This window comes from Paenibacillus hunanensis (genome assembly GCF_014645615.1).
Taxonomy (GTDB): Bacteria; Bacillota; Bacilli; order Paenibacillales; family Paenibacillaceae; genus Saccharibacillus; species Saccharibacillus hunanensis.
On record NZ_BMMB01000009.1, the window covers coordinates 1 to 20,445 of the forward strand.

Genomic DNA, 20,445 nt, shown 5'->3' on the forward strand with positions numbered 1-20,445 from the left:
TCCAATAAAGTGTTTGACTTGCTCATTTTGTTGCTGGCGAGAACATTGCTGTTCTCTATAGTTCGAAGAACCGAAGTTCTTCACTCACTCGTTGTTCAGTTTTCAAAGATCAAACTCTTTCGTTGCCGCTCAGTGTCTCTCACAGCAACTTTTATATCATATCATGTTGTGTTTCATTCGTCAAGCACTTTTTTTGAAGTGTTTTTCGCTTCAAAGCGCTTCACGAAGGAAGCTCATGATATCTTTTCTTTCATTGTCACTCGTTCGTGACAACTTTTATAATATATCATGTGAACTTCAGAGTGTCAACACTTTTTTTCAAGCTCTTAATGAGCTATTCGTTTATAATGTCGACAAAGCCTTGAAGCTCAGCCATTCTGCTCGTTTTCATCAATGTGATGTTCAAGCGGAACGTTTTATAATTTATCATAAATTAATTATAGAAGTCAACTATTTATTTATCATCTGTTTTGATGCTTCTTTCTCTTCGTTGAGGACGCTCATTTTTCTGAAAAGTTCTGAAAATCATTGTTTCTTGATTACGTTTTTTTACTTTGTTTCGTAAATTGTAGCTCGGCAACTGTCGTCTTTGGTTTACTTTCATCCTTCCTGTTCTTACTCTAGTTATCTAGTATTAGTTGATTGTGTTTGTTGTTTATCTTAGATATGACTCTTCTTGGTATAGCAATGTGGTGATATATGGGGTAAGGATGCGTTTATCTGAATGGTAATAGCAGACCTTTATTAAAGATAGGGCAGATATAAATGGTACAGAACTCATGTAAGAACGGCATGTAACTATAGGAGGCGATGATGGATATGGGTATGACAGGAGCTTATTTTGTAGAGCGGGGGAATTTGCAGCAGATTTTAGATGGTGCCGCGGGACAGCCGGATTTGGATATTGATAAGGCATGGAGTCTGATTGCCGCTATGTTTCCTGATCTACCTGTAGTCCCTGTAACGAATGCTTATCATGTGGAGAGTAGCTTGACGGAATTTGGTACATTCTATTTGCCTGCTGAGCAGGTGGCTTATATTGCGGAGAAGCTGCATGAGCTTCAGCAGCCGGAGTCTCTTCAGGAACGTATACATTTTGAAAAATGGAAGCATAGCTCTATGCATGTTGGCGAGCATCTGGATAATCCGGGATCAGCGGATAGCCTGGAGGATATGGCACAGATTATGCCATTGATGTTTTCGATTCAGGAGGATGAAACCTATGAGGATGTGGTAGATGGTTATCTATTGCCGCATTTGAATGAAGTGTTCGTGTTATTTGAGAAAGCGGCGACTGAGCAGGCTGGGGTTGTGTTTGCTATATTTTAACGAGATTAGATAGGTTAGCTGTGGAAATGGATGGTTTGATATGGGGTGGATGCTCCTCTGGAGTATGTGAGCCTGTTATATGTAAGCTAGTTGGAGGAATGCAGGTAGTCTTTTTGTTTGATATCGGTGAGTTGTTATTTGACGGTTATTATAGATATAAAAATCATTGTAGATATACAAAGAGAGTGCTCGGTAGTGTAAATACCGGGCACTCTTTTTGAGTTGAGCTTTTGTTTAGATATTGGGCTTAAATGGTTGAGTGCTTAGACGAATGGTTTGGCTATTAAGCTTAGTGTAGCGAATAGTGAATCTCTCGCTCCCCGCCTGCTTTTGGATTCCAGATGGTTGTTTCTTTGATCAGTGAGCGATAGACAAGCTTGCGGACGATCATGGATAGTCGGCTGCCTACATGACATAGCTCTGGATGATCGAGTAGCTCGCGGATGCTCCATGGCTGTTGGCGGCTACGGAGAACACGGAACAATGATGCTGAGCATTCGCTCATTTTGGACATGACAGAAAATTCGCAGGCTAGCAAGACTAGCTCTACCCTTTGCTCCATCGTTTCGTTGCTAAAGGCTAGCTGCTCATACAGCTTGTGTACATCCAGCTTATGTTCTCTCACTTGCTCCCATACTGCCATTTCTGGATAAATGCCCTTTTCGCATAGATCAATTCGTGCCCAGTGCGGAAGGGCCTGAAAAATGCAGTTGTACGCATCCATCACCTGTTGCTGCTGCATATGGCGTCTCGCTTCTACATATAGCTCCAAAAATCTAGCAAACTCTAGCAGAATGCGACGCTCGCTCAATGGTCGTTCAAAATGTGCAAACTGCTTGCGTAAACGCTCTAGCTCGCGGTCGGTATCCCAGATGAGCTCGCCTTTTAAAAACTGTTCGACAATCATATGATTCCTACCGGTGATTGTATCGTTTTCCAGCACCTGACGATCGATATAGATCACCTGTATGTTTTTATTACTCGCATCCATGCGATGCTCTATGATTGCCTCGTCCTCATGCTGACGATATACAACAATAATCAACACATCGAAATCATGAAGCAATGAACCGTCAAAGTTTCCGCTCGTTTTGCGGGAAGCGACGGCTCCGATGATCCGATGATTATTTCGCTTTTCATGAAGAAAAGAAAGGTTGGTTAATTCCACGTTATCCCCCTCATCCGTTTAACGAAATATGGATGGCAATTCTAGTCGTTGAACTTTCCGGGCAGTATGCCTTCTTACCAGTCCATATTTCTACAAACCCTTCTTTTTCTCCTGCCGAACAGATTATGAATTTTCATAGTCATAAAATAAATTTAGGGAATGAGCTATAAAGCTATCGCATGAATAGGGGCTGAGTCCGTGCTTAAACATGTAAAAACACGGCAGTCTCCCTTTTTCATGGAAGAAAGCTGCCGTGTTATGGATGGGGAGGGCGTGGTGTTGATGTGGATGGTTTGTTATTGAGGTTTGTTATTGAATATACATCTGTTCTGAAATGCATCTAGGATCGATGACTTGAGTGAATGTGAGCTGGTTGCATGGGCTGATTGGCGAGAATGCTCACTAACATAAATAAACATCGCTGGGGGTAGCAAGTTTTGAGTTCTTGAGTTCTTGAGTTCTTGAACTTTTGAGCTTTCGAGCTTTTGAGCTTTTGAGCTTTTGAGCTTTTGAGCTTTTGAGCTTTTGAGCTTTTGGTGATGCTAACTGCTTCCTACTCACTTTTTAATATTGTCGAGTACGTTCCATGCTCGATCATCGCCTAGACCTCTTGTCCAGGAAGCGATACCGGCAAGGCCTAGCTTGCTCGCTAGTTGGACTCGTGCTTGTAGAGACACCTCATCCTCTAACCATATTTTATGGATCGCGCCGTTTTCCTTGTACTCTACGTAGTTTTGTCCGGTTGTCTGATCATAAACGGGCTGGATTCCTTTTTCCTTGATCAGGTTAGCTACGCGCTGCATGCCGAGTGCGCGTGAAGAAACTTTGGTTTTACCATTGGTCTGTTGCTCTGTCCATACGCGTGTATAGAGAGGGACGCCCAGAATTAATTTATCTGCTGGCACCTCGTCCTCCTGTAGTACACGCTGGACAGCATTTTCTACCCATGGTAGCGAAGCGACCGAACCGGCTTGCGGACTGGATGCCCAGTGCTCGTCATACGCCATCAGCATCATATAATCTAGCGAAGGGGCTAGCGCACGACGATCGAGAAACTTCGACCACAGCTCGCTATTGGACTTGGGCGTAACATCCATCGACAGCACCAGATCGCGCTGCGTGGCAAGTGGCTTCAGCTCACGGATAAATTGCACCACATTCGGACCATCAGAGGTGTGTACACTTTCAAAGTCGATGTTAATTCCGTCGAGCTGATACATACTCGCATACTCTAGCATCTGAGTGATAATGCGGCTTCGATTCTCATACGTACCCAGCGCAACGGTTGTACGATCCGCATCAAAGCCATTACTGAGTAGCGCCCAGACTTCTTTGTTTCGATTATGCGCCCAATTCACATATTCCATATCTGCATTACTGCGCACATTGCCCTTACTATCGATAATCTCAAACCAGGTTGGACTCAGTACATTGACGCCAGGCAATTCGCCAATCGAATGCGGATTGATACGACTGTCATAAACAGCTTCCCATGCTAAATTCACCTTTTTTCCGCGCCAATCGGTTTCCTTTCGGTTATCCGGACTATTCGGTACTGGAACGGTGACGAGATCATTAAGGGAAATGTGCTGACGCTGGATATAGCCAGCAACGCCATTATCTAGCTGAGCTAATACCCATTGCTCGCCTGTCTCCCAGATACGCAATCGTTGATTGGCAGTCACATCCGCATAGATTCGGGAGTGGATACTGGCTGCTGCACGTATCGGTACTGCCTGATCATTCTCTGCTGTTGTATGCGCATATTGAATCCGGTCGCCTGCACGCATTAAAATCACTGCGCCAGTCTGTGGATCCTCATAAAAATCAATATGATAAATATGCTTGAGCGGTGCTACTGGAATATAGACGATATCGCCTATCTGCTCTGGTGCAACACGAAGCTGCACAGACTTCATATTCAGATTCGCCGTCTTACTGCCTTCCTGTAGCTGCATAATATTGTTGCCCGTTGTTAAAATAACCGAGCGTGTAGCTTCTTCATAATGAATATTGGCATTGATCTGCTCCTGTACAACGGACAATGGCAATTGAAGCGATTCACCTGTTCCATGAGCAGGCTCATCCATTAAAACTCCCTCTACAAATATAGGCTTCTTTAAACCTTTCCAGTCGGGCTGTTCATGCAAGGGATTCGGTAAAATCAGAAAAGCGGCAAGTCCGGCTGCAAGGATCAACATCCATATTGTGATCCACCATTTGATCATACGACTTTTGCGTGCACGCGAACGTCTTTGTCTGGTCAAGGTAACCTCCTACTATGCTTATGTTAGTATGTTGGGGTGTTACTTATACGGTACTGCTTATCCACATTACGTATCTTGATCATCATATTCTCGATCAACGGCTTGATAAAAAAAGCAGCACGACATCATATTGTCCGTGCTGCTGGCATTGGTTCTGTTCTCATTCTATTTCTATTGATGCTGACATTGCTTACAAATGCCATATAGCTCCATGCGGTGTCCGGCAATCTGATAGCCTGTATGTCTTGCCGCCTGATCCTCAATATGAGTCAGCGCAGGATAATGAAAATCTTCAATCTTGCCGCATTGCTGGCAAATGATATGATAATGCTCGCTCACATTGGCATCGAAACGACTGGAGCTATCTCCATAGGTTAATTCGCGTACCATGCCTGCTTCGGTGAGCATTTTCAAATTATTATAAACGGTTGCTACACTCATGCTCGGAAATTGTGGCGCTAACGAACGATAAATCTCATCTGCGGTCGGATGCTCCATCGAATCCATGAGATAAGTCAGAATGGCATGACGCTGAGGCGTAATGCGAACTCCACTCGTTTTCAATTGTTCCAATGCATGCTCTACTCGTGCTGTCATGGGTTCACCATCCTGTCTAGCTTCGTCTCTGTTCGGGAGTCTAATCCTACTCAGCTTTAAGATTAGCCTGCACGCTTGGAACGAGCACTCTATATATCTTAACGATGCTCAATTGTAATGTATTGTATGCACTACAGAAGCCCTTGTTACTCCAGCCCATTCTGCACGGTTTCCATTGTACGTGCTATAAATTGGGCTTGTCAACGCTGTACATACTTCACGAAGCAGAGGTGGAGGCTCCTTCCGCAGCATCTGAGTTCTGCGAGTTGGAGTCAGGCTGGTTGTTCGTCGTTCCACCCTCATTGCCATTCGTCGCGGGAGCATCTGTATTATTCGATTCTCCATTGCCTGTAGTATCCACACCTTCAGGTACGATCTGCTCTGCATCATTGTTCTGGATCAGCGCATCCGTATTACGAAGCACATTCAAATCCCCATTTCCATCGACTCGAACGGTATGATCATCATTGCCAAATGTGCCGGAAAGTGTTTTGTTCTTCGTTTCAAGCGGTAGATCGGTTTTGATCGTACCGTAGCTGTTCGAGCCGTCCACGGTATAATCACCCGATGGTGGCAGATACAGATTAATTACACCGACAGCGCTATACACAGACCAATCGTCGCCAATACTAACCGAGCGAATCTCAATATTGCCATTAAGCGTCTCTGCCTTCACACCAAAATTAGCTTCATTGACGAAAATATTACCGTTGCGCGTATTCACCTCAATATCGCCCAGGCTGCTCGTCAACGAAATATCCCCTACCTGTGTATACAGGCGCGCTGAGCCACTCACATCATGGACGCGGAAGTTCCCCTGACTCGTATCCGCACTCAGATTACCCAGTACAGAGTTAATCACTACATTACCTGTGGTTGCCTGCGCCTTCACGTCGCCCATCACTTTATTTAATACAATGCTACCACTACCGGTACGCACGGAAATATTGCGAAGAGCTTCCACATTGCTCATGCTAATCTTGCCATTCGTTGTCTGCATATTAATATCGAAGTGACGTGATGCGGGTAAAACGATCTCCATATTGACACGCGGCTGACGATTTTTGGATTCGCCATATGTTTTCGTTTCTGCATGAATGTTAATCTCTTGTCCTTCGCTTGCCTTGATGGTAGTCGCTTCGGCAATGGCACGTGCATCCTCCGCCTTGATCTCATCCACCCATACAACAGGACGAACCTGAATCTGCTCCACATTGCCTGTCCGTACAATCAAGTCACCGTTAATGCCTTCAATCGTAATCTCATCTGTATCTTCGGTTACTGGCACATTGACACGCGCAAGCTCCGTACGTGTACCGGAGGCTTCACTAAATTCAGCCGAAGCAGCGGTCAGATCAAGGCTAACTCGACTCCATAGATAGAGATATTGATTCTGCTCCGTTACAAGAAATACGGCTGCTGCGGCAATGACAGCCAGCAAAATCCCTTTAATATCAAATCGCATACGCAGCAGACGGCGCTTGGCGAATAGATAGAACACAATATACTCGATTCCCCACGCGACTAAAATAAGCGGCCACCACGTGAGTAGTAGCAGTAATTGGCCGCCATCGGTACGTTGATCGATGATAACGAGAACGCCCAGTACGATCCACAGCAGCGCTGCGGTCAGGCGACCAACTTTAATTTTTGCGGGCATGTATCGCACCTCCTGTCTCTCCCTGAGCAGGTCGATGCAATGCACGATAAATACGAATCAGCTGGAATACGAGTAATGCAAACCCAATTAACAGGCACACGCCAGCAGTGGCATAGCCTGCCCAGAAGCTGACAATATTCCGTAGCCAATACGGTCTGAGCCAGAATAGACAGATCAATGCGCCTTCTACGATGAGCAAAATCCCAAAATAAATACCACGTAGCTTGGCAAAGGCTGGGCTCGACTTCTTAAATGGCACCAGCGCCCGAATATGATTATTGATCCAATCTGTCGATTGCAGTACATCATAGATATTGTAAAAATAAATAATCGGTACAATTAGGGCAAGGATGATCAGCAGCGGCAGGTTGATCTGAATACCTTTTGACGTAAAATATAGCAACGCCGACACATCGAGCAGCAATAGCACGATGAACTGAATGCCCTTTTGTACCAGTCCCAAATAAATATGACCCAGCCCCGGAAACAATGCAGCGATGAGTAGTGCGAAAAATTTACGTTTCAGCGGGAGCTTTGAGGGTGATGTGGTCATGGCCGGGTCCTCCTTCCATTTCAAAACCAAAACAGCAATAGATTGAACATAAGTCTGTGTACTATTTACACCGAAGTGCTCCTTTTGATTCGGCAATCGCGAATCATTACGGGAATCGTTATCTATTTCATCCGCTATATACATGCTGTAAACTGCTAACCGATCGGGTACGATGGATGTATATAAGGTGTTGGTCTGTCTAGACGTTAAGCGCTAGCCCGACTACTCAATCGAAACGGCGGTGACACCATCGATCTTCTGCATTCGGCTAATAATGTCCATCGGTCGATACTCATGGTGAATCTCTACATTCATACGCAGCTCAGTGAGCAAGGTCTCGGAGGAGATCGTATGACCACTGCGTTCTTTGATAAAGGTAATCTTCTTAATGGTAATATTTTCAGCGTACATGAATTTGGACACTCGCTCCAGCGTCAGTACGCCAGATATTCCTTCGACGGTAATCGCATGCGCCTTACTACGGCGAATATAACGGAGTTCTACAATGTTAAGTACCCACAAATTCACCAGCACTAAAAATGTCGCGACGAAGGCAGCGAAAAAGAAGCCTGCTCCAATCGCCAAGCCGATCGCAGCAACAACCCATAATGAAGCAGCTGTCGTCAAGCCGGTAATCGCTTTGCCTGTAAATAGAATCGTACCCGCACCAAGGAAACCGATCCCCGAAATAACAGCTGTAGCCAGACGCGCTGGATCAATACGCACATTCGTCTCCGCTACAAATTCGGAAAACCCATATACGGACAGCATCATAATCAGCGCAGAGCCAACACAGACCAGAATATGTGTCCGCAAGCCTGCCGCATGACTGGAACGTTCACGCTCCCAGCCGATCAGACCGCCAAGCAGCATCGCCGCCAGCAGTCGCAATAAGATGTGAATATTATCGATATACCACGGATCATGAACCGGCATCAATGCACCTCCGCTGTGGAGGAACGCTCTTTGTCTGGATTATGACGATGAAATGTAGTCAGCTCGACGCCCGGTGAAACCTCAAAGGCTTCTACAGGCTCGAAGCCTTGCTTACGATACAGCTTTACCGCTGGTTCATTACGTGTACCTGTCGATACGATATAGAGCGGTACATCGGGATAGCGACTGAATACGTGCTCTAGCAAATGGCTACCGATCCCCTGACGCGCATACGCTGGATGCACCATCATGCGTGAGATGGTTAATGTGCCCGGCTGCTCGCACTCAACTGCCACGACACCATGAATCTCATCCTCCTCGTCAAATTCAGCATAAAAGGTTTCTCCACAGCGGCGCAAGCTTTCCAGCGTATCCATCAGCGGTGGCAACTCCTTCGCTCCGATCAGCTCCGCTTCAATACGATAAGCGATATGCTGCAAGCTCCATATTTGACGAACCGTATCATCGTCCTGTAACGAACATTGGCGTATCATAGATAGCTCCTCCCCTTGTTCCCCCATTAGTATCAAACGTTAGTTGTAAAGAAGGACCTCGATCGCCACAGTGTGGAATTGAGGTCCTTGTGTCGGTTCGACAGACGATGGGTCTGCTTTTCCGATAATGATATGATTACTGATGATCGCACCAGCTGGTCGATGTCACTAGCAAGCCCGAACAGAATTAGCGTGGCAGCAGCTCTGCCAGCAGCTCATTCACCATACCCGGGTTAGCTTTGCCCTTGCTCTGCTTCATTACCTGGCCAACGAGGAAGCCGATCGCCTTGTCCTTACCTGCTTGATAATCGGCTACCGATTGCGGATTGGCAGCGATCACTTCTTCAACAATCGCTTTGATCGCGCCGGTATCGCTGATCTGGGTCAAGCCTTTCTCTTCAACGATCTCCTGTGGAGTTTTGCCGGATTGCAGCATTTCCTTGAAGACGGTTTTGGCGATTTTATTGCTAATGGTGCCTTTTTCGATTAAGCCAATCATTTCACCGAGCTTTTGTCCATTCAGTGGTACAGCAGACAGCTCCAGATTGTTGGCGTTTAAATAGCCGAGCAGCTCGCCTTGAATCCAGTTCGCTACCGATTTGGCATCCTTGGTCGATGCAAGGCTTTCTTCAAACAGATCCGCCAGTGGTTTGGAGGATGTGATCACACTTGCATCATACACAGGCAAACCGTACTCAGACGTGTAGCGTGCCTGACGGGCATCCGGCAATTCTGGGATCGAAGCCAGTACACGATCTTTCCACGCCTGATCGATATGCAGTGTCACCAGATCCGGGTCTGGGAAATAACGATAATCATGCGATTCTTCCTTGCCACGCATCGAAATCGTTTTGCCCTGCGCTTCATCCCAGCGACGCGTTTCCTGTACAACCAGCTCGCCATCGTCCAAAATTTGCGCCTGACGCAGCTCTTCGTATTCCAAACCACGCTGTACGCCACGGAACGAGTTCATGTTTTTCAGCTCGGCACGTGTGCCTAGCTTCTCCTGACCGACTGGACGCAAACTGATGTTGGCGTCACAGCGCAGCGAGCCCTCTTCCATTTTCACATCGGAGACATCGCAATATTGCATAATCGCACGCAGCTTCTCGAGATAAGCACGTGCTTCCTCTGGAGAGGAAATGTCTGGCTCGGATACGATCTCAATCAGCGGCGTACCGACACGGTTAAAGTCAACGAGTGAGTCATAACCACCGTCAGAGTGCGTCAGCTTACCTGCATCCTCCTCCAGATGAAGACGTGTCACGCCGATGCGCTTTGTTTTGCCATCTACTTCAATATCGATCCAGCCATGCTCACCGATCGGCTGATCAAATTGAGAAATCTGATACGCTTTAGGGGAGTCAGGATAAAAGTAGTTTTTACGGTCGAATTTACTTACGTCAGCAACGCGGCAATTGAGTGCCATTGCTGCCTTCATCGCATATTCAACAGCCTGACGGTTGAGTACAGGCAATACGCCTGGATGACCGAGGCAGACCGGACAGGTATGTGTATTCGGCGGCGCACCAAAGGAAGTGGAGCAGCCGCAAAAGATTTTCGATTTGGTATGAAGCTCGACGTGGACCTCGAGCCCGATGACCGTTTCATAGGTCGATGTAGACATCGGTAATTCCTCCTTCTTCAGATGATTTTACAGCTGTGGACGCTGTTTGTGGAAATCGGTATGTTGCTCAAACGCATGCGCCACACGCAAAACCGTCTGTTCATCAAAGGCTTTACCGATAATTTGCATACCGACTGGCATTCCCTCTACGAATCCGCAAGGCACGCTAATTGCGGGTACGCCAGCCAGACTGACTGGAATGGTCAAAATATCGTTCAGATACATCGTAAGTGGATCATCCACCTGCGAACCGAGCTTGAATGCTGTAGTCGGTGCAGCAGGCCCGATAATAACGTCATATTTGGCAAATACATTATCAAAGTCTTGCTTGATCAGTGTACGCACCTTCTGTGCCTTCAAATAATAGGCATCATAATAGCCTGAGCTGAGTGCATACGTTCCGAGCATAATACGGCGTTTCACCTCTGGCCCAAAGCCTTCACTACGGGAACGATGATACAGCTCCAGCAGGTTCGCTGGCTTGTCCGCACGTACACCATAGCGTACGCCATCAAAGCGTGCCAGGTTGGATGAAGCTTCAGAAGAAGCAAGAATATAATACGTAGCTACAGCATATTCAGTATAAGGTAGCGATACTTCCTCCCACTCTGCGCCAAGCCCTTCCAGCACTTGGAGTGAGCTCATGATCGCGTCTTTGATCGCCGGGTCTACGCCTTCGCCGATGTACTCGGATGGAACGGCAATTTTCAGACCTTTCACATCGCCTGTCAGGGAGCTAATATAATCTGGAATATCGACCTTAGCAGAGGTAGAGTCCTTCGCATCGTAGCCAGCAATTGCCTGCATCACGTATGCGGAATCTTCCACGTTTTTCGTAATTGGGCCGATCTGATCCAAGGACGAAGCAAAGGCTACCAGACCATAACGAGAAACCAGACCATAGGTCGGCTTCAGTCCAACAACTCCACAGTACGATGCAGGCTGACGAATCGAGCCGCCTGTATCAGAGCCCAGTGTGAAATAAGCTTCACCCGCAGCTACAGCTGCTGCCGAGCCACCACTGGAGCCGCCTGGTACATAGTCCAGATTCCAAGGGTTACGAACAGGCTTGAAGCTAGAGTTCTCGTTCGAGCCGCCCATTGCGAACTCGTCCATGTTCAGCTTACCGACAATCACGGAATCGGCTGTACGCAGCTTCTCTACCGCAGTCGCATCATAGATCGGGTCATAATTACGCAAAAATTGGCTCGCACAGGTTGTACGCAGCCCTTCAGTTACCATATTATCCTTCACACCTACAGGCAGACCGAATAGCAGGCCGCGCTCGCCACCGCTGGATAGACGTTCATCCATCGCTTTAGCCTGACGAAGCGCACCTTCTTCATCCAGTGTCAGATAGGCTTGAATCTGTTCATCACGTTCGTTAATCGTCTGAAACGCCTGGTTAACCAGATCGGTTACCGACAAATCACCAGCATGCAGCCGGTTATGTATTTCGTTCAGACTGAGATCAAATAAAGTCACTTGCGTGTCCTCCTTCAATTCTGTATCCGTTCATTTCGCGTAAAACTATTCCAGTACCGCAGGCACCTTGAATTGTCCATCCTCATCGTCCGGTGCATTGCGCATCACTTTCTCGATAGGCAGGCTTTCTTTCACTTCATCCTCACGCATAACATTGCTGACGTGCAGTACATGCGTTGTTGGCTCCACGTTATCTGTGTCCAGCTCATTCAGCTTTTCCGCGTATTTTAAAATTGCGCTCAGTTGCGCCGTAAACATTTCCTTTTCTTCTTCGCTCAAGTCCAGACGCGCCAGCTTGGCTACGTGCTCCACATCGCTAATATTAATGCTCATCGTATAACCCTCCTTCAATGCTGTACCGTTCATCTGCCGGATCGGATATTGTATCTACGCGATGATCACTAGATGCACTACATGAAAAGCAAACCATCCTTGATGATATGCAAAATCACGCAGATTCCGGCAAGAAATAACTTTTTCCATTATAGGGTACATACCCTTACAATTCAATCCGTTAAAGCGACAGTATCAACAAAAAAAGAGTCGGCAGGGCCGACTCTTTTAAATCCAAGCGCGCAGATTGATTTGTTTGACGAAATCAGCCTGTGCACTTTTATCAGTTAACGGTTCTTCAGGAATTGGAAGTTCTCCGCCATTCATAATATGAAAAAACAACTTTTCATTATGTGTCGCCAGAGCATAATCGATGAGCGCCTCGCGTCCGACTCGTTCAGCTTCCTGTTGCAGCAGCTTCTCTTCTGGCTCAATGTCCGTAGCCGGCACAAAGAAGTTACGGTTTGCTTTAGGAATACGAATGACATAATCGAAGGCATTATCAGGATTGCGGTCATATGCGATAATATATCCGTAATCGCCTACAGGCAGATTTTGCTCAAAGGTATCAGCGACAACTACGACTTTTTCACCGAGGTGTAGCATCGTTTATCTCCCCCTAGCTGTATCTACTTATTTGTACATCCTACTACAAAAAGTAAGTAGTGTCCACTTTTATCCTGAAAGTTGTGGCTACATAGGCTTGCGTGAAAATAAGCTATGATGTTGTAAGTTTGAAAGGGTGGATTGGTGTCACGATAATGAGCAGACACCACTTCGGGAAGGAATAAGGGGACGGGCTCCGGTATCGCACAGGAATCTACGCAGGAAGAGTCAATGTAGATTCCCGCGCTCAAAGGTCGCCCTTTCCCCTTATTTCCTTCCCTCCGCTCTGTGCTGATTGCATCAAAAATCATTAGCAAAGTAGTAAAAGTGATGGCGCAAATAATCAATTGTAGCAGTTGTGAATATATCATTATCTATCGATACAAATATTCATGAATATACGACTGTATGGGGCAACCTGAAACATAGAGAGTTACACAGCTTTGAAATAAAAAAGCACGCAAACCGTGATAGTCATGCGGTCTGCGTGCTCGTGCATAGTTTTATTATAGTCATCCTGTTTAGAATGGCAATAGTAAATCGACAATTTACTACAAAAAAATTAAAATACAGTTTCACTGTACGCGACATTTTTATACGGAATGCGGTTATATGGATGTGATTTTCAGATAAAGAGCATGCCAAGAATCGTAAATAGACAAGCTTTTGAATGAGTGAACACTTTACGAAGCTACAGGCAGCTATAGTTTGAAAATAAGGCAGCATAGTAAAAATAGTAAAGTAGGATATTGATGCGGATTGAGCATAAGCTGTTAGTGATCTAGCGGTAAACGATTGACCATGATGCATCCTAAATAAGGAGACGGACAAACTGAGCGTTGTCCGTCTCCTTATTATTTTAGCTATTAAATATAATCTGAAAATTTAGCGGTCTCTATCCAATAGGAGCCGTTACATATTAAGCCGGTACGTAAGGATTGCTAGCCTTTTCCGCTCCGATGGTAGTTCGTCCACCGTGTCCCGGGTAGACGATCGTATCATCTGCGAATCGGTACAGCTTCGTACGAATGGAATCGACCAGCTGGCGTTCGCTTCCTCCGGTAAGATCGGTTCGTCCTACACCCATACGGAACAGTACGTCGCCAGAAAATAGATGCTGTTCGCACAGGAAGCTTACACTTCCCGGCGAATGACCTGGAGTATGGTACACCGTAAACGTATGCCCGATCAGCTCCAGCTTTTGCCCTTCATCTAACGCGTGCTCAGCAGGCTCGGCTATGATAGGTGGCGTCACCTGCGGCCAATTGGCTGATCCATTCAGCTTCGCATTGGTCATCCACTCTGCCTCCAGATCGTGGAGGTACACGGGACAATCGACATGCTGACGCAGCTCCTGCACGCCGCCCATATGGTCAAAATGGGCATGCGTCAGCAGGATCGCCTCGATCTCTAATTCCAATGTCTCGATGCGTCGAATGAGTGAGCCGGGATTCATACCCGGATCAATCACGACTGCACGTTTGCTATCCTCGGCAACGAGCAGATACGCATTGGTCTGCAAGGGCCCGAGAGAAAAGGATTCTATTTTGAACAATGAATTCACACTCCTGACAGTACTTCACGTAGCTCGCGAATGACCATTGCATGGGAAGCAGAGCCTTCACCATAACGATCCATCATCGCCTGGCGGACAACCGCCATTTTATCCTTGTAATCCGGTGCTTCACGATCAGGGTTCTCTTCGCGGAAGGCAACCATCAGCTCTTGCACATGCTCTGGACGTGGTCCCCACTGACCAAGCACATGTCCACCGGTATCGGTAATGATCACGACTGGAATCGAGCGACCACCCATCGTCAAATATTCATCCATCACGTCCAGATGCTCTTCCATAATCAGTACCTTGGTTGGAAGGCTGGCTTCCTCAAAAGCGCGGAATACAACTGGAATGTTACGCACGACATCGCCGCACCAATCGGCTGCTATAATCAGCGAACGCAGATCATCGCGATGACTTAGCATTTTGAAAAACTCATGATCCTCCAGATCTGTCCAGTTAAACAGCTGGTAATTGTCATGGAACGTTTCCTTGTTCTTGGTCATGCCATCCATAAACTGTTGCGGTGTAATTGCCTGTTCCCATTTATGTGCCAGATTGTTTTTTGCCATAAAGTCCGCCGCCTTTCAGATTACGATTATTTTTTCTTCATTTTTCTTTTAACCAGAAGATAGCCAACCAACAGCACAACCGCAACAATTAGAATTGGTGTGGTGTATTTACCCGCGATTTCATCGATATTATGCCACTGACTTCCCAGCACCATACCGAGATAGACAAATAGTGCCGACCACGGGATAACTGCGAGTGTCGTTAGCAAAATAAAGCGCATATGGGACATTTTCGCGATACCCGCTGGAATCGAGATTGCATGACGCACGACTGGAATAAAGCGCGCAGTGAAAATAACACCTGTACCGTATTTATTAAACCATTCCTCCGCATGATCAATATGATGCTTGCGGATCAAAATGTATTTACCATACTTATCCAGCACTGGGCGACCGCCATAACGTCCGATCCAGTAGATGAACAGCTGGGCGATCACGCCACCCAATGTACCGAAAAATACGGCACCGAAATAATTGATCGTACCATTATGTACAAGATAGCCGCCGTAAGCTAGCACGATCTCACTTGGAATTACCTCAATCATCAGGCCGAGCATAATACCAAAATAACCAAGCTGCTCGACCCAGCTGAGCAATTGAGCAATAATATCTGAAATAATCTCCACCAATCCTCCTTGCATGTATGGGCATGCTTTTTATATGGGTTTAGGATTTGAGCGCAAACTGTTTTTGATGAGACAAGCACCGCTCCGGCAAGGAATAAGGGGACGGACTCGGGTGGAGCCGCGGGAATCTTTTGAAATGGGAAGGAATGAAGATTCCCGCCCCTCCAAAGGAGTCCTTTCCCCTTATTTCCTTACCTTCGCTCCGTGCTGCTTGCATCATGCAAGTTTGCGTACACATCCTAATTATAGAGCGGCATGATGAACAATCTGTGACTTAAAGTATTTCTGTCTTGAATTTATGCTCTCACCTACAAATGAAAAGCTTGAAGTAGATTCAAATCTGACTTCAAACGTTTATTTCAAAGCTTGTAATAGGCACATTAAACACAATTCATGTAACAGCGCCATCTAATCCATGGTACAGATCGGCTCATCATGCGGTTATACAGTGATAAAGTTATGCCTTGAGATAATGCAATTATACGATATTACCTGTTTAGCATAGACTGCTCAGGCTTTGGAAGTCTCTGCGGCTTGTGGCAGCAGATCGCGACAGGCATTTTCCAAATACGGATTCGCACTCAGCATGTTACGGAATACGGTGTATTCTTGCCACAGTGTTGCCTGGTCGCCAGCGCTGCCTTTGACAGCTCGGATCAGGATATTCTTCGGTGTGTGCTCCATGTCGATAAATTCGAGCAATTGTGTACGGTAGCCCATCAGGTCGAGCAGGCGTGCACGAATCGCGTCGGTAGCGAGTGCAGAAAAACGCTCTTTGAGAATGCCATGCGACAGCAGTGGGGATAGCTCGTCATTTTGTACCTGTGCGAATAGCTCATGCTGACAGCAAGGCACGGATAAAATGGCAGAAGCACCCCAGCGAACTGCTTTTTCCAGTGCTGCATCGGTTGCGGTATCGCACGCATGCAGAGTCACGACCATATCGACCTGATCTAGCTCGTTATAGTCGGCAATGTCGCCTACTAGAAAACGAAGCTTGTCATAATGAAGTCGCTCGGCGAGCTGACTGCAATGCTCGATCACATCTGCTTTCAGATCAAGCCCGACGATACGTAGTGGTCTACGTTGCTGAATGTTCAAATAATGATAGAGCGCAAACGTCAGATATGATTTGCCGCAGCCAAAATCGACAATGGTGAGCTCGCGTCCTTCCGGCAGAGCTGGTAAAATATCCTGCACCATTTCCAGAAAACGATTGATCTGACGGAACTTGTCGTACTTTTTCGCCAGCACTTTGCCGTTCTCATTCATGATGCCCAGCTCAACTAGAAACGGCACAGGCTCGCCCTCGTCGAGAATGTAACGCTTTTTGCGATTATGATTCAGATCGGCTTGCGTTTTGGTTGCGGTTTTGGTCAAAATCGATACTTTGTACTTTTTGCTAATCAGAATCTGGTAGTCTGCATCTGCGGTGCACAGTAGTCCCTGACGCATTGTTTCCTCAAACAGCTCCATCAGCGGACGTTCTACCTCCGCTGCCGGTATATTCTCATGGGTGACTTTGTTGCTGTAATGATAAGCAAACTGGTAATACAAACTCTTTTTCAGCTCGACTGGCTTGATCACGACCTTCGTAAAGCCTTCAGGATCGCGCTTACGGCGCTGACTTAATGTTGCCGAAATCAGCTCGCCGCTGTCGATGAGCTGATGAATTAATTTCTGGAGTGACTCCATGGTGTACATCTCACTTTCTATTGCTTCAATTCTGGAAACGGCTTCGTCCTTCCTCCACATCTGCGCGAGTGATTCCGCCAGCCTCCAGTTGTTCGTCGGTTTTCAGATGCAACCGCTCATAAAAGGCTGCACCGGTTGCCATACCCTCGGTAGCATCCAGCTCATTCAGTCGTTGCAGCGCATCTGCCGCATTATCATAATAGCCTTCCTGTTCCTCATATTCCACCATCAGTTTTTCGACAGCGGCAGGAAGTACGTATTCTTCCAGCTGATCCAGCAGCTCATCCACATGCTCAGGATAGTTGAGCAGACTGCGATCCGCTCCATTCACAGCGCTATATAAAAACAGATGCAGCGCCTTGATTCGGCGTACGACTGCGTCCTCTGGCTTTTCCGAAGCCTCGTAAATATCAGACTCAGCGCGCAGCATCCGAGCGAGCCCTTGCAATTGATCGACTTCAACCGTCGTGCCTACACGGAACATCTCAATAATCTCATTAGTTGGCATACGATTGACCAGTTCACTGTTCAGTCGGAAGTTTTTGCGCATCAGATCATCCAGTTCCCACAGCGCTTCCGTGTATTTCTTTTGCTCTTTTAAGCCAAATGCTTTGGCAATCATACTGGTCATATCCTCGATCATGCCCATGAGGTAGTCTTTTCTGAACATTGAGATCCCGCCTTCGGTAATAGTGGTGAAAAGGTTAAACGGTGGAAATTTTCATTTTTCTTGGTTCTATTGGAGCGTTGATGAAATTAAATTATTGCTGGATTCTTGTACATTTTGATGGATGAAGTGGGTACCACTCCGGCAAGGAATAAGGGAACGGGCTCGGGTGGAGCCGCGGGAATCTTTTGGATGAGGAGAGAATGAAGATTCCCGCCCCTCCAAAATCGCCCTTTTCCCTTATTTCCTTGCCTTCGTTCTATGCTGCCTACATCCTTCATCGTTGCAATAAAGGCATTAAAATAATTCAAAGTATTCATGCGTAGATGATAGATAACATGCGTACAATTGTATAACTTTGCGTTTTATTCCTATTACGCTTCTAACATGATCGCTCAATTAGTATGCGATTAGTATGCGATTTAACTTATTATGCAGTATATAAGGTCAATACAATAATGAACGAATATTATTAGATCTTATTAGCACTTTCATTCATATACTCTTCGATACACTCAAGAGCAGCAAAATCACAAAGGATCGTCTTACACTATCTTAGGTCTAACTTTACAGCATCTTAGACGCTTGGATACTGTTAAGCAGTAACAGGTTCTAACATAATAGATATAGAGCTAGATCATTACAATTTTACTTTTGCGATTTATAACTCTTTTGTGATGTACAGCTACTGTACATCGACAGTACATATCATCAAGAATCAGCCCAGATAATCGCGGATGATTTCTGCTAGTTCTGCTGGAGTTTCCAGCATGCCCATATGTCCTGCGGATGCGATGATGTGCGTCTTAATGTTGTCTCCTTCGGATGTGAATAGGCGGTCAGACGGGATTAAACGATCCTGGGCGCCGGCTACGAGTAGGATCGGTTTGGGCGATGTAGCTAGTATCTGGCGACGATCCGGGCGTTCGCGCATGGCGAGTGCTGCACCGCAGGCTCCCTGTGGTGGAGTGGCGTAGCCGAGTTCGCGTACTTTTTGGACGGCTTTGGGCAGTTGCTCCAGTGAAGCTGGGGCGAATAGGCCTTCAACCATGCCATCGGTAAATGCAGCGATACCCTCGCTGTTGATTTTGGATACAGCGAGCAGACGGTTTTCTTTTGCCTGCGGTGCATCTTCATGCGGTGTGGAATGGATCAAGCCCCAGCCATCCAGACGATCGGCATGCTGCTCTGCCAGCGCAAGGGTGACATAGCCCCCCATCGAGTGACCGAGTACAGTCGCAGATGGAAGCTGGAGGTAATCGAGCAGCTGGATTATATCGTCTGCCATTTGCTCGATCCGATAGCTACCCTCTGGTGCCAGACTACGTCCGTGTCCACGCAGGTCGGGTGTAATGCAGCGATAGGATGACGACAATAATGGAACCAGCTCATCCCAGTATGCGGAGCTGCCTAGAAATCCATGCAATAGCACGAGCGGTGTACCTTTACCAGATTCGGTATAGTGCAGTGGTGGTTGCTGTGTTGGGTTCGATGGAAGATTGCTCATGATTCTATTCCTCCTCAGACTTCGTAGGTTTATAGGATTGTGCTGCTATATTCATACAATATATGTTCCATGCTTGTTCTATGCTCATTGGATACAGGTATAGAAAAAGGGCAATGGCCGCTTCATTTATACTACAATACTTATCCTGCCTGTTGCGAATGTACCGCTAATACCAGCAGTACGTATATAGATTAGCCACGTAAGCCTAAACCACGCACAGCTGCCTGCACGATATCGTCCGACATTCGCATGACCTGACGTAGCGAGGTCGTTTGCAGTGTCCAGTAAGGCTTGGGACCGTTCTCGTTTACAATAGCAGCAATGCTATAGGTACCCACGCCCGGAAATTGTCCGCCTACCGATAATGCCGGGAATAAAGGCTCCTCGCCGATGCTGTACAAGCCAACCGAGCGCTGCTGTCCAAGGCAGGCGTCAATGGCGATCACAGTCCGATGCGCTGGAATTTGTGGAATGCGAATATGCAGGTTATGGGCATCGCAGGGCTGCTCCAGTGTACCGATAACGGACGGGATGCCATGCGCTTCTAAGCCGCTACCTGTCAAAGGCCCCAGTGCATCTCCGGTCGAGCGGTCGGTTCCGATGCAAACGAAGGCTAGTTCATCCAGTGCATGTCGGCTATGAATCATGCGGAAAAATTGCACCATGCCATCCATATTCACATTGCGTCGGTTCTGCTGTTCATAGGGGAGCAGGCTGGAACGGCGATTAATCATATAATAGTAGTTTCCCTTCAATATAGTGTTT

Annotated in this window: 19 protein-coding genes; 1 reads left to right on the forward strand and 18 read right to left on the reverse strand. The window is 46.7% G+C overall.

The features are described from left to right. Window positions 1-819: 819 nt before the first annotated feature. Complete coding sequence (locus IEX62_RS18990) at window positions 820-1,329, forward strand: hypothetical protein (RefSeq protein ID WP_188777234.1); 510 nt, start codon at window positions 820-822, stop codon at window positions 1,327-1,329. 289 nt (window positions 1,330-1,618) lie between these two features. On the opposite strand, the gene IEX62_RS18995 is transcribed toward IEX62_RS18990, so the two are convergent. The 18 genes from IEX62_RS18995 to yyaC all read right to left on the reverse strand — a co-directional run bounded on the left by IEX62_RS18995 (window position 1,619) and on the right by yyaC (window position 20,414). Beyond that, window positions 1,619-2,497: a nucleotidyltransferase-like protein gene (locus IEX62_RS18995; protein ID WP_188777235.1), complete on the reverse strand. Its 879-nt coding sequence runs from the start codon at window positions 2,495-2,497 to the stop codon at window positions 1,619-1,621. 557 nt (window positions 2,498-3,054) lie between these two features. Further along, entirely contained in the window at window positions 3,055-4,764 is a 1,710-nt protein-coding gene (locus tag IEX62_RS19000) for a glycosyl hydrolase family 18 protein (RefSeq protein ID WP_229685952.1), read from the reverse strand. 171 nt (window positions 4,765-4,935) lie between these two features. Then, window positions 4,936-5,361: a Fur family transcriptional regulator gene (locus tag IEX62_RS19005; RefSeq protein WP_188777236.1), complete on the reverse strand. Its 426-nt coding sequence runs from the start codon at window positions 5,359-5,361 to the stop codon at window positions 4,936-4,938. 217 nt (window positions 5,362-5,578) lie between these two features. Continuing rightward, on the reverse strand, window positions 5,579-7,021 hold the full coding sequence (locus IEX62_RS19010; protein ID WP_188777237.1) for a DUF4097 family beta strand repeat-containing protein: 1,443 nt from the start codon (window positions 7,019-7,021) through the stop codon (window positions 5,579-5,581). Then, entirely contained in the window at window positions 7,005-7,574 is a 570-nt protein-coding gene (locus tag IEX62_RS19015) for a hypothetical protein (RefSeq protein WP_188777239.1), read from the reverse strand. Before IEX62_RS19015 ends, IEX62_RS19010 begins: the two co-directional genes overlap by 17 nt. 222 nt (window positions 7,575-7,796) lie before the next feature. Further along, entirely contained in the window at window positions 7,797-8,510 is a 714-nt protein-coding gene (locus IEX62_RS19020; RefSeq protein WP_188777243.1) for an MgtC/SapB family protein, read from the reverse strand. Then, on the reverse strand, window positions 8,510-9,004 hold the full coding sequence (locus IEX62_RS19025) for a GNAT family N-acetyltransferase (RefSeq protein ID WP_188777244.1): 495 nt from the start codon (window positions 9,002-9,004) through the stop codon (window positions 8,510-8,512). Before IEX62_RS19025 ends, IEX62_RS19020 begins: the two co-directional genes overlap by 1 nt. Window positions 9,005-9,191: 187 nt before the next feature. Then, window positions 9,192-10,631 carry an Asp-tRNA(Asn)/Glu-tRNA(Gln) amidotransferase subunit GatB gene (gatB, locus tag IEX62_RS19030; RefSeq protein ID WP_188777246.1) on the reverse strand — a complete coding sequence of 480 codons (1,440 nt, stop codon included), beginning with the start codon at window positions 10,629-10,631 and terminating at the stop codon, window positions 9,192-9,194. A gap of 27 nt (window positions 10,632-10,658) precedes the next feature. After that, on the reverse strand, window positions 10,659-12,116 hold the full coding sequence (gene gatA, locus IEX62_RS19035; protein ID WP_188777248.1) for an Asp-tRNA(Asn)/Glu-tRNA(Gln) amidotransferase subunit GatA: 1,458 nt from the start codon (window positions 12,114-12,116) through the stop codon (window positions 10,659-10,661). A gap of 45 nt (window positions 12,117-12,161) precedes the next feature. Next, on the reverse strand, window positions 12,162-12,449 hold the full coding sequence (gatC, locus tag IEX62_RS19040; RefSeq protein ID WP_188777250.1) for an Asp-tRNA(Asn)/Glu-tRNA(Gln) amidotransferase subunit GatC: 288 nt from the start codon (window positions 12,447-12,449) through the stop codon (window positions 12,162-12,164). Between the two features lie 228 nt (window positions 12,450-12,677). Further along, window positions 12,678-13,055 carry an ATPase gene (locus IEX62_RS19045; RefSeq protein WP_188777252.1) on the reverse strand — a complete coding sequence of 126 codons (378 nt, stop codon included), beginning with the start codon at window positions 13,053-13,055 and terminating at the stop codon, window positions 12,678-12,680. A gap of 919 nt (window positions 13,056-13,974) precedes the next feature. After that, window positions 13,975-14,610: an MBL fold metallo-hydrolase gene (locus tag IEX62_RS19050; RefSeq protein WP_188777254.1), complete on the reverse strand. Its 636-nt coding sequence runs from the start codon at window positions 14,608-14,610 to the stop codon at window positions 13,975-13,977. 5 nt (window positions 14,611-14,615) lie between these two features. Continuing rightward, a complete protein-coding gene (locus IEX62_RS19055; protein WP_188777256.1) occupies window positions 14,616-15,185 on the reverse strand; it encodes a thioredoxin family protein in 570 nt (189 codons plus the stop codon). 26 nt (window positions 15,186-15,211) lie between these two features. After that, window positions 15,212-15,811, reverse strand: coding sequence for an undecaprenyl phosphate transporter UptA (uptA, locus tag IEX62_RS19060; RefSeq protein ID WP_229685954.1), 600 nt, complete (start codon window positions 15,809-15,811; stop codon window positions 15,212-15,214). A 510-nt stretch (window positions 15,812-16,321) separates the two neighbouring features. Next, entirely contained in the window at window positions 16,322-17,506 is a 1,185-nt protein-coding gene (locus tag IEX62_RS19065) for a class I SAM-dependent methyltransferase (RefSeq protein ID WP_188777260.1), read from the reverse strand. Window positions 17,507-17,531: 25 nt separating this feature from the next. After that, window positions 17,532-18,176, reverse strand: coding sequence for a DUF6483 family protein (locus IEX62_RS19070; protein WP_188777261.1), 645 nt, complete (start codon window positions 18,174-18,176; stop codon window positions 17,532-17,534). Window positions 18,177-18,891: 715 nt separating this feature from the next. Next, window positions 18,892-19,680: an alpha/beta fold hydrolase gene (locus IEX62_RS19075; RefSeq protein WP_188777263.1), complete on the reverse strand. Its 789-nt coding sequence runs from the start codon at window positions 19,678-19,680 to the stop codon at window positions 18,892-18,894. 191 nt (window positions 19,681-19,871) lie between these two features. Then, on the reverse strand, window positions 19,872-20,414 hold the full coding sequence (gene yyaC / locus IEX62_RS19080) for a spore protease YyaC (RefSeq protein WP_188777266.1): 543 nt from the start codon (window positions 20,412-20,414) through the stop codon (window positions 19,872-19,874). Window positions 20,415-20,445: the final 31 nt, after the last annotated feature.

Coding starts and splice junctions, on each gene's coding strand:
- IEX62_RS18990 (WP_188777234.1), top strand. CDS start 820: ATGGGTATGACAGGAGCTTATTTTGTAGAGCGGGGGAATTTGCAGCAG.
- IEX62_RS19005 (WP_188777236.1), bottom strand. CDS start 5,361: ATGACAGCACGAGTAGAGCATGCATTGGAACAATTGAAAACGAGTGGA.
- IEX62_RS19010 (WP_188777237.1), bottom strand. CDS start 7,021: ATGCCCGCAAAAATTAAAGTTGGTCGCCTGACCGCAGCGCTGCTGTGG.
- IEX62_RS19015 (WP_188777239.1), bottom strand. CDS start 7,574: ATGACCACATCACCCTCAAAGCTCCCGCTGAAACGTAAATTTTTCGCA.
- IEX62_RS19020 (WP_188777243.1), bottom strand. CDS start 8,510: ATGCCGGTTCATGATCCGTGGTATATCGATAATATTCACATCTTATTG.
- IEX62_RS19025 (WP_188777244.1), bottom strand. CDS start 9,004: ATGATACGCCAATGTTCGTTACAGGACGATGATACGGTTCGTCAAATA.
- gatB (WP_188777246.1), bottom strand. CDS start 10,631: ATGTCTACATCGACCTATGAAACGGTCATCGGGCTCGAGGTCCACGTC.
- gatC (WP_188777250.1), bottom strand. CDS start 12,449: ATGAGCATTAATATTAGCGATGTGGAGCACGTAGCCAAGCTGGCGCGT.
- IEX62_RS19045 (WP_188777252.1), bottom strand. CDS start 13,055: ATGCTACACCTCGGTGAAAAAGTCGTAGTTGTCGCTGATACCTTTGAG.
- IEX62_RS19055 (WP_188777256.1), bottom strand. CDS start 15,185: ATGGCAAAAAACAATCTGGCACATAAATGGGAACAGGCAATTACACCG.
- IEX62_RS19065 (WP_188777260.1), bottom strand. CDS start 17,506: ATGGAGTCACTCCAGAAATTAATTCATCAGCTCATCGACAGCGGCGAG.
- IEX62_RS19070 (WP_188777261.1), bottom strand. CDS start 18,176: ATGTTCAGAAAAGACTACCTCATGGGCATGATCGAGGATATGACCAGT.
- IEX62_RS19075 (WP_188777263.1), bottom strand. CDS start 19,680: ATGAGCAATCTTCCATCGAACCCAACACAGCAACCACCACTGCACTAT.
- yyaC (WP_188777266.1), bottom strand. CDS start 20,414: ATGATTAATCGCCGTTCCAGCCTGCTCCCCTATGAACAGCAGAACCGA.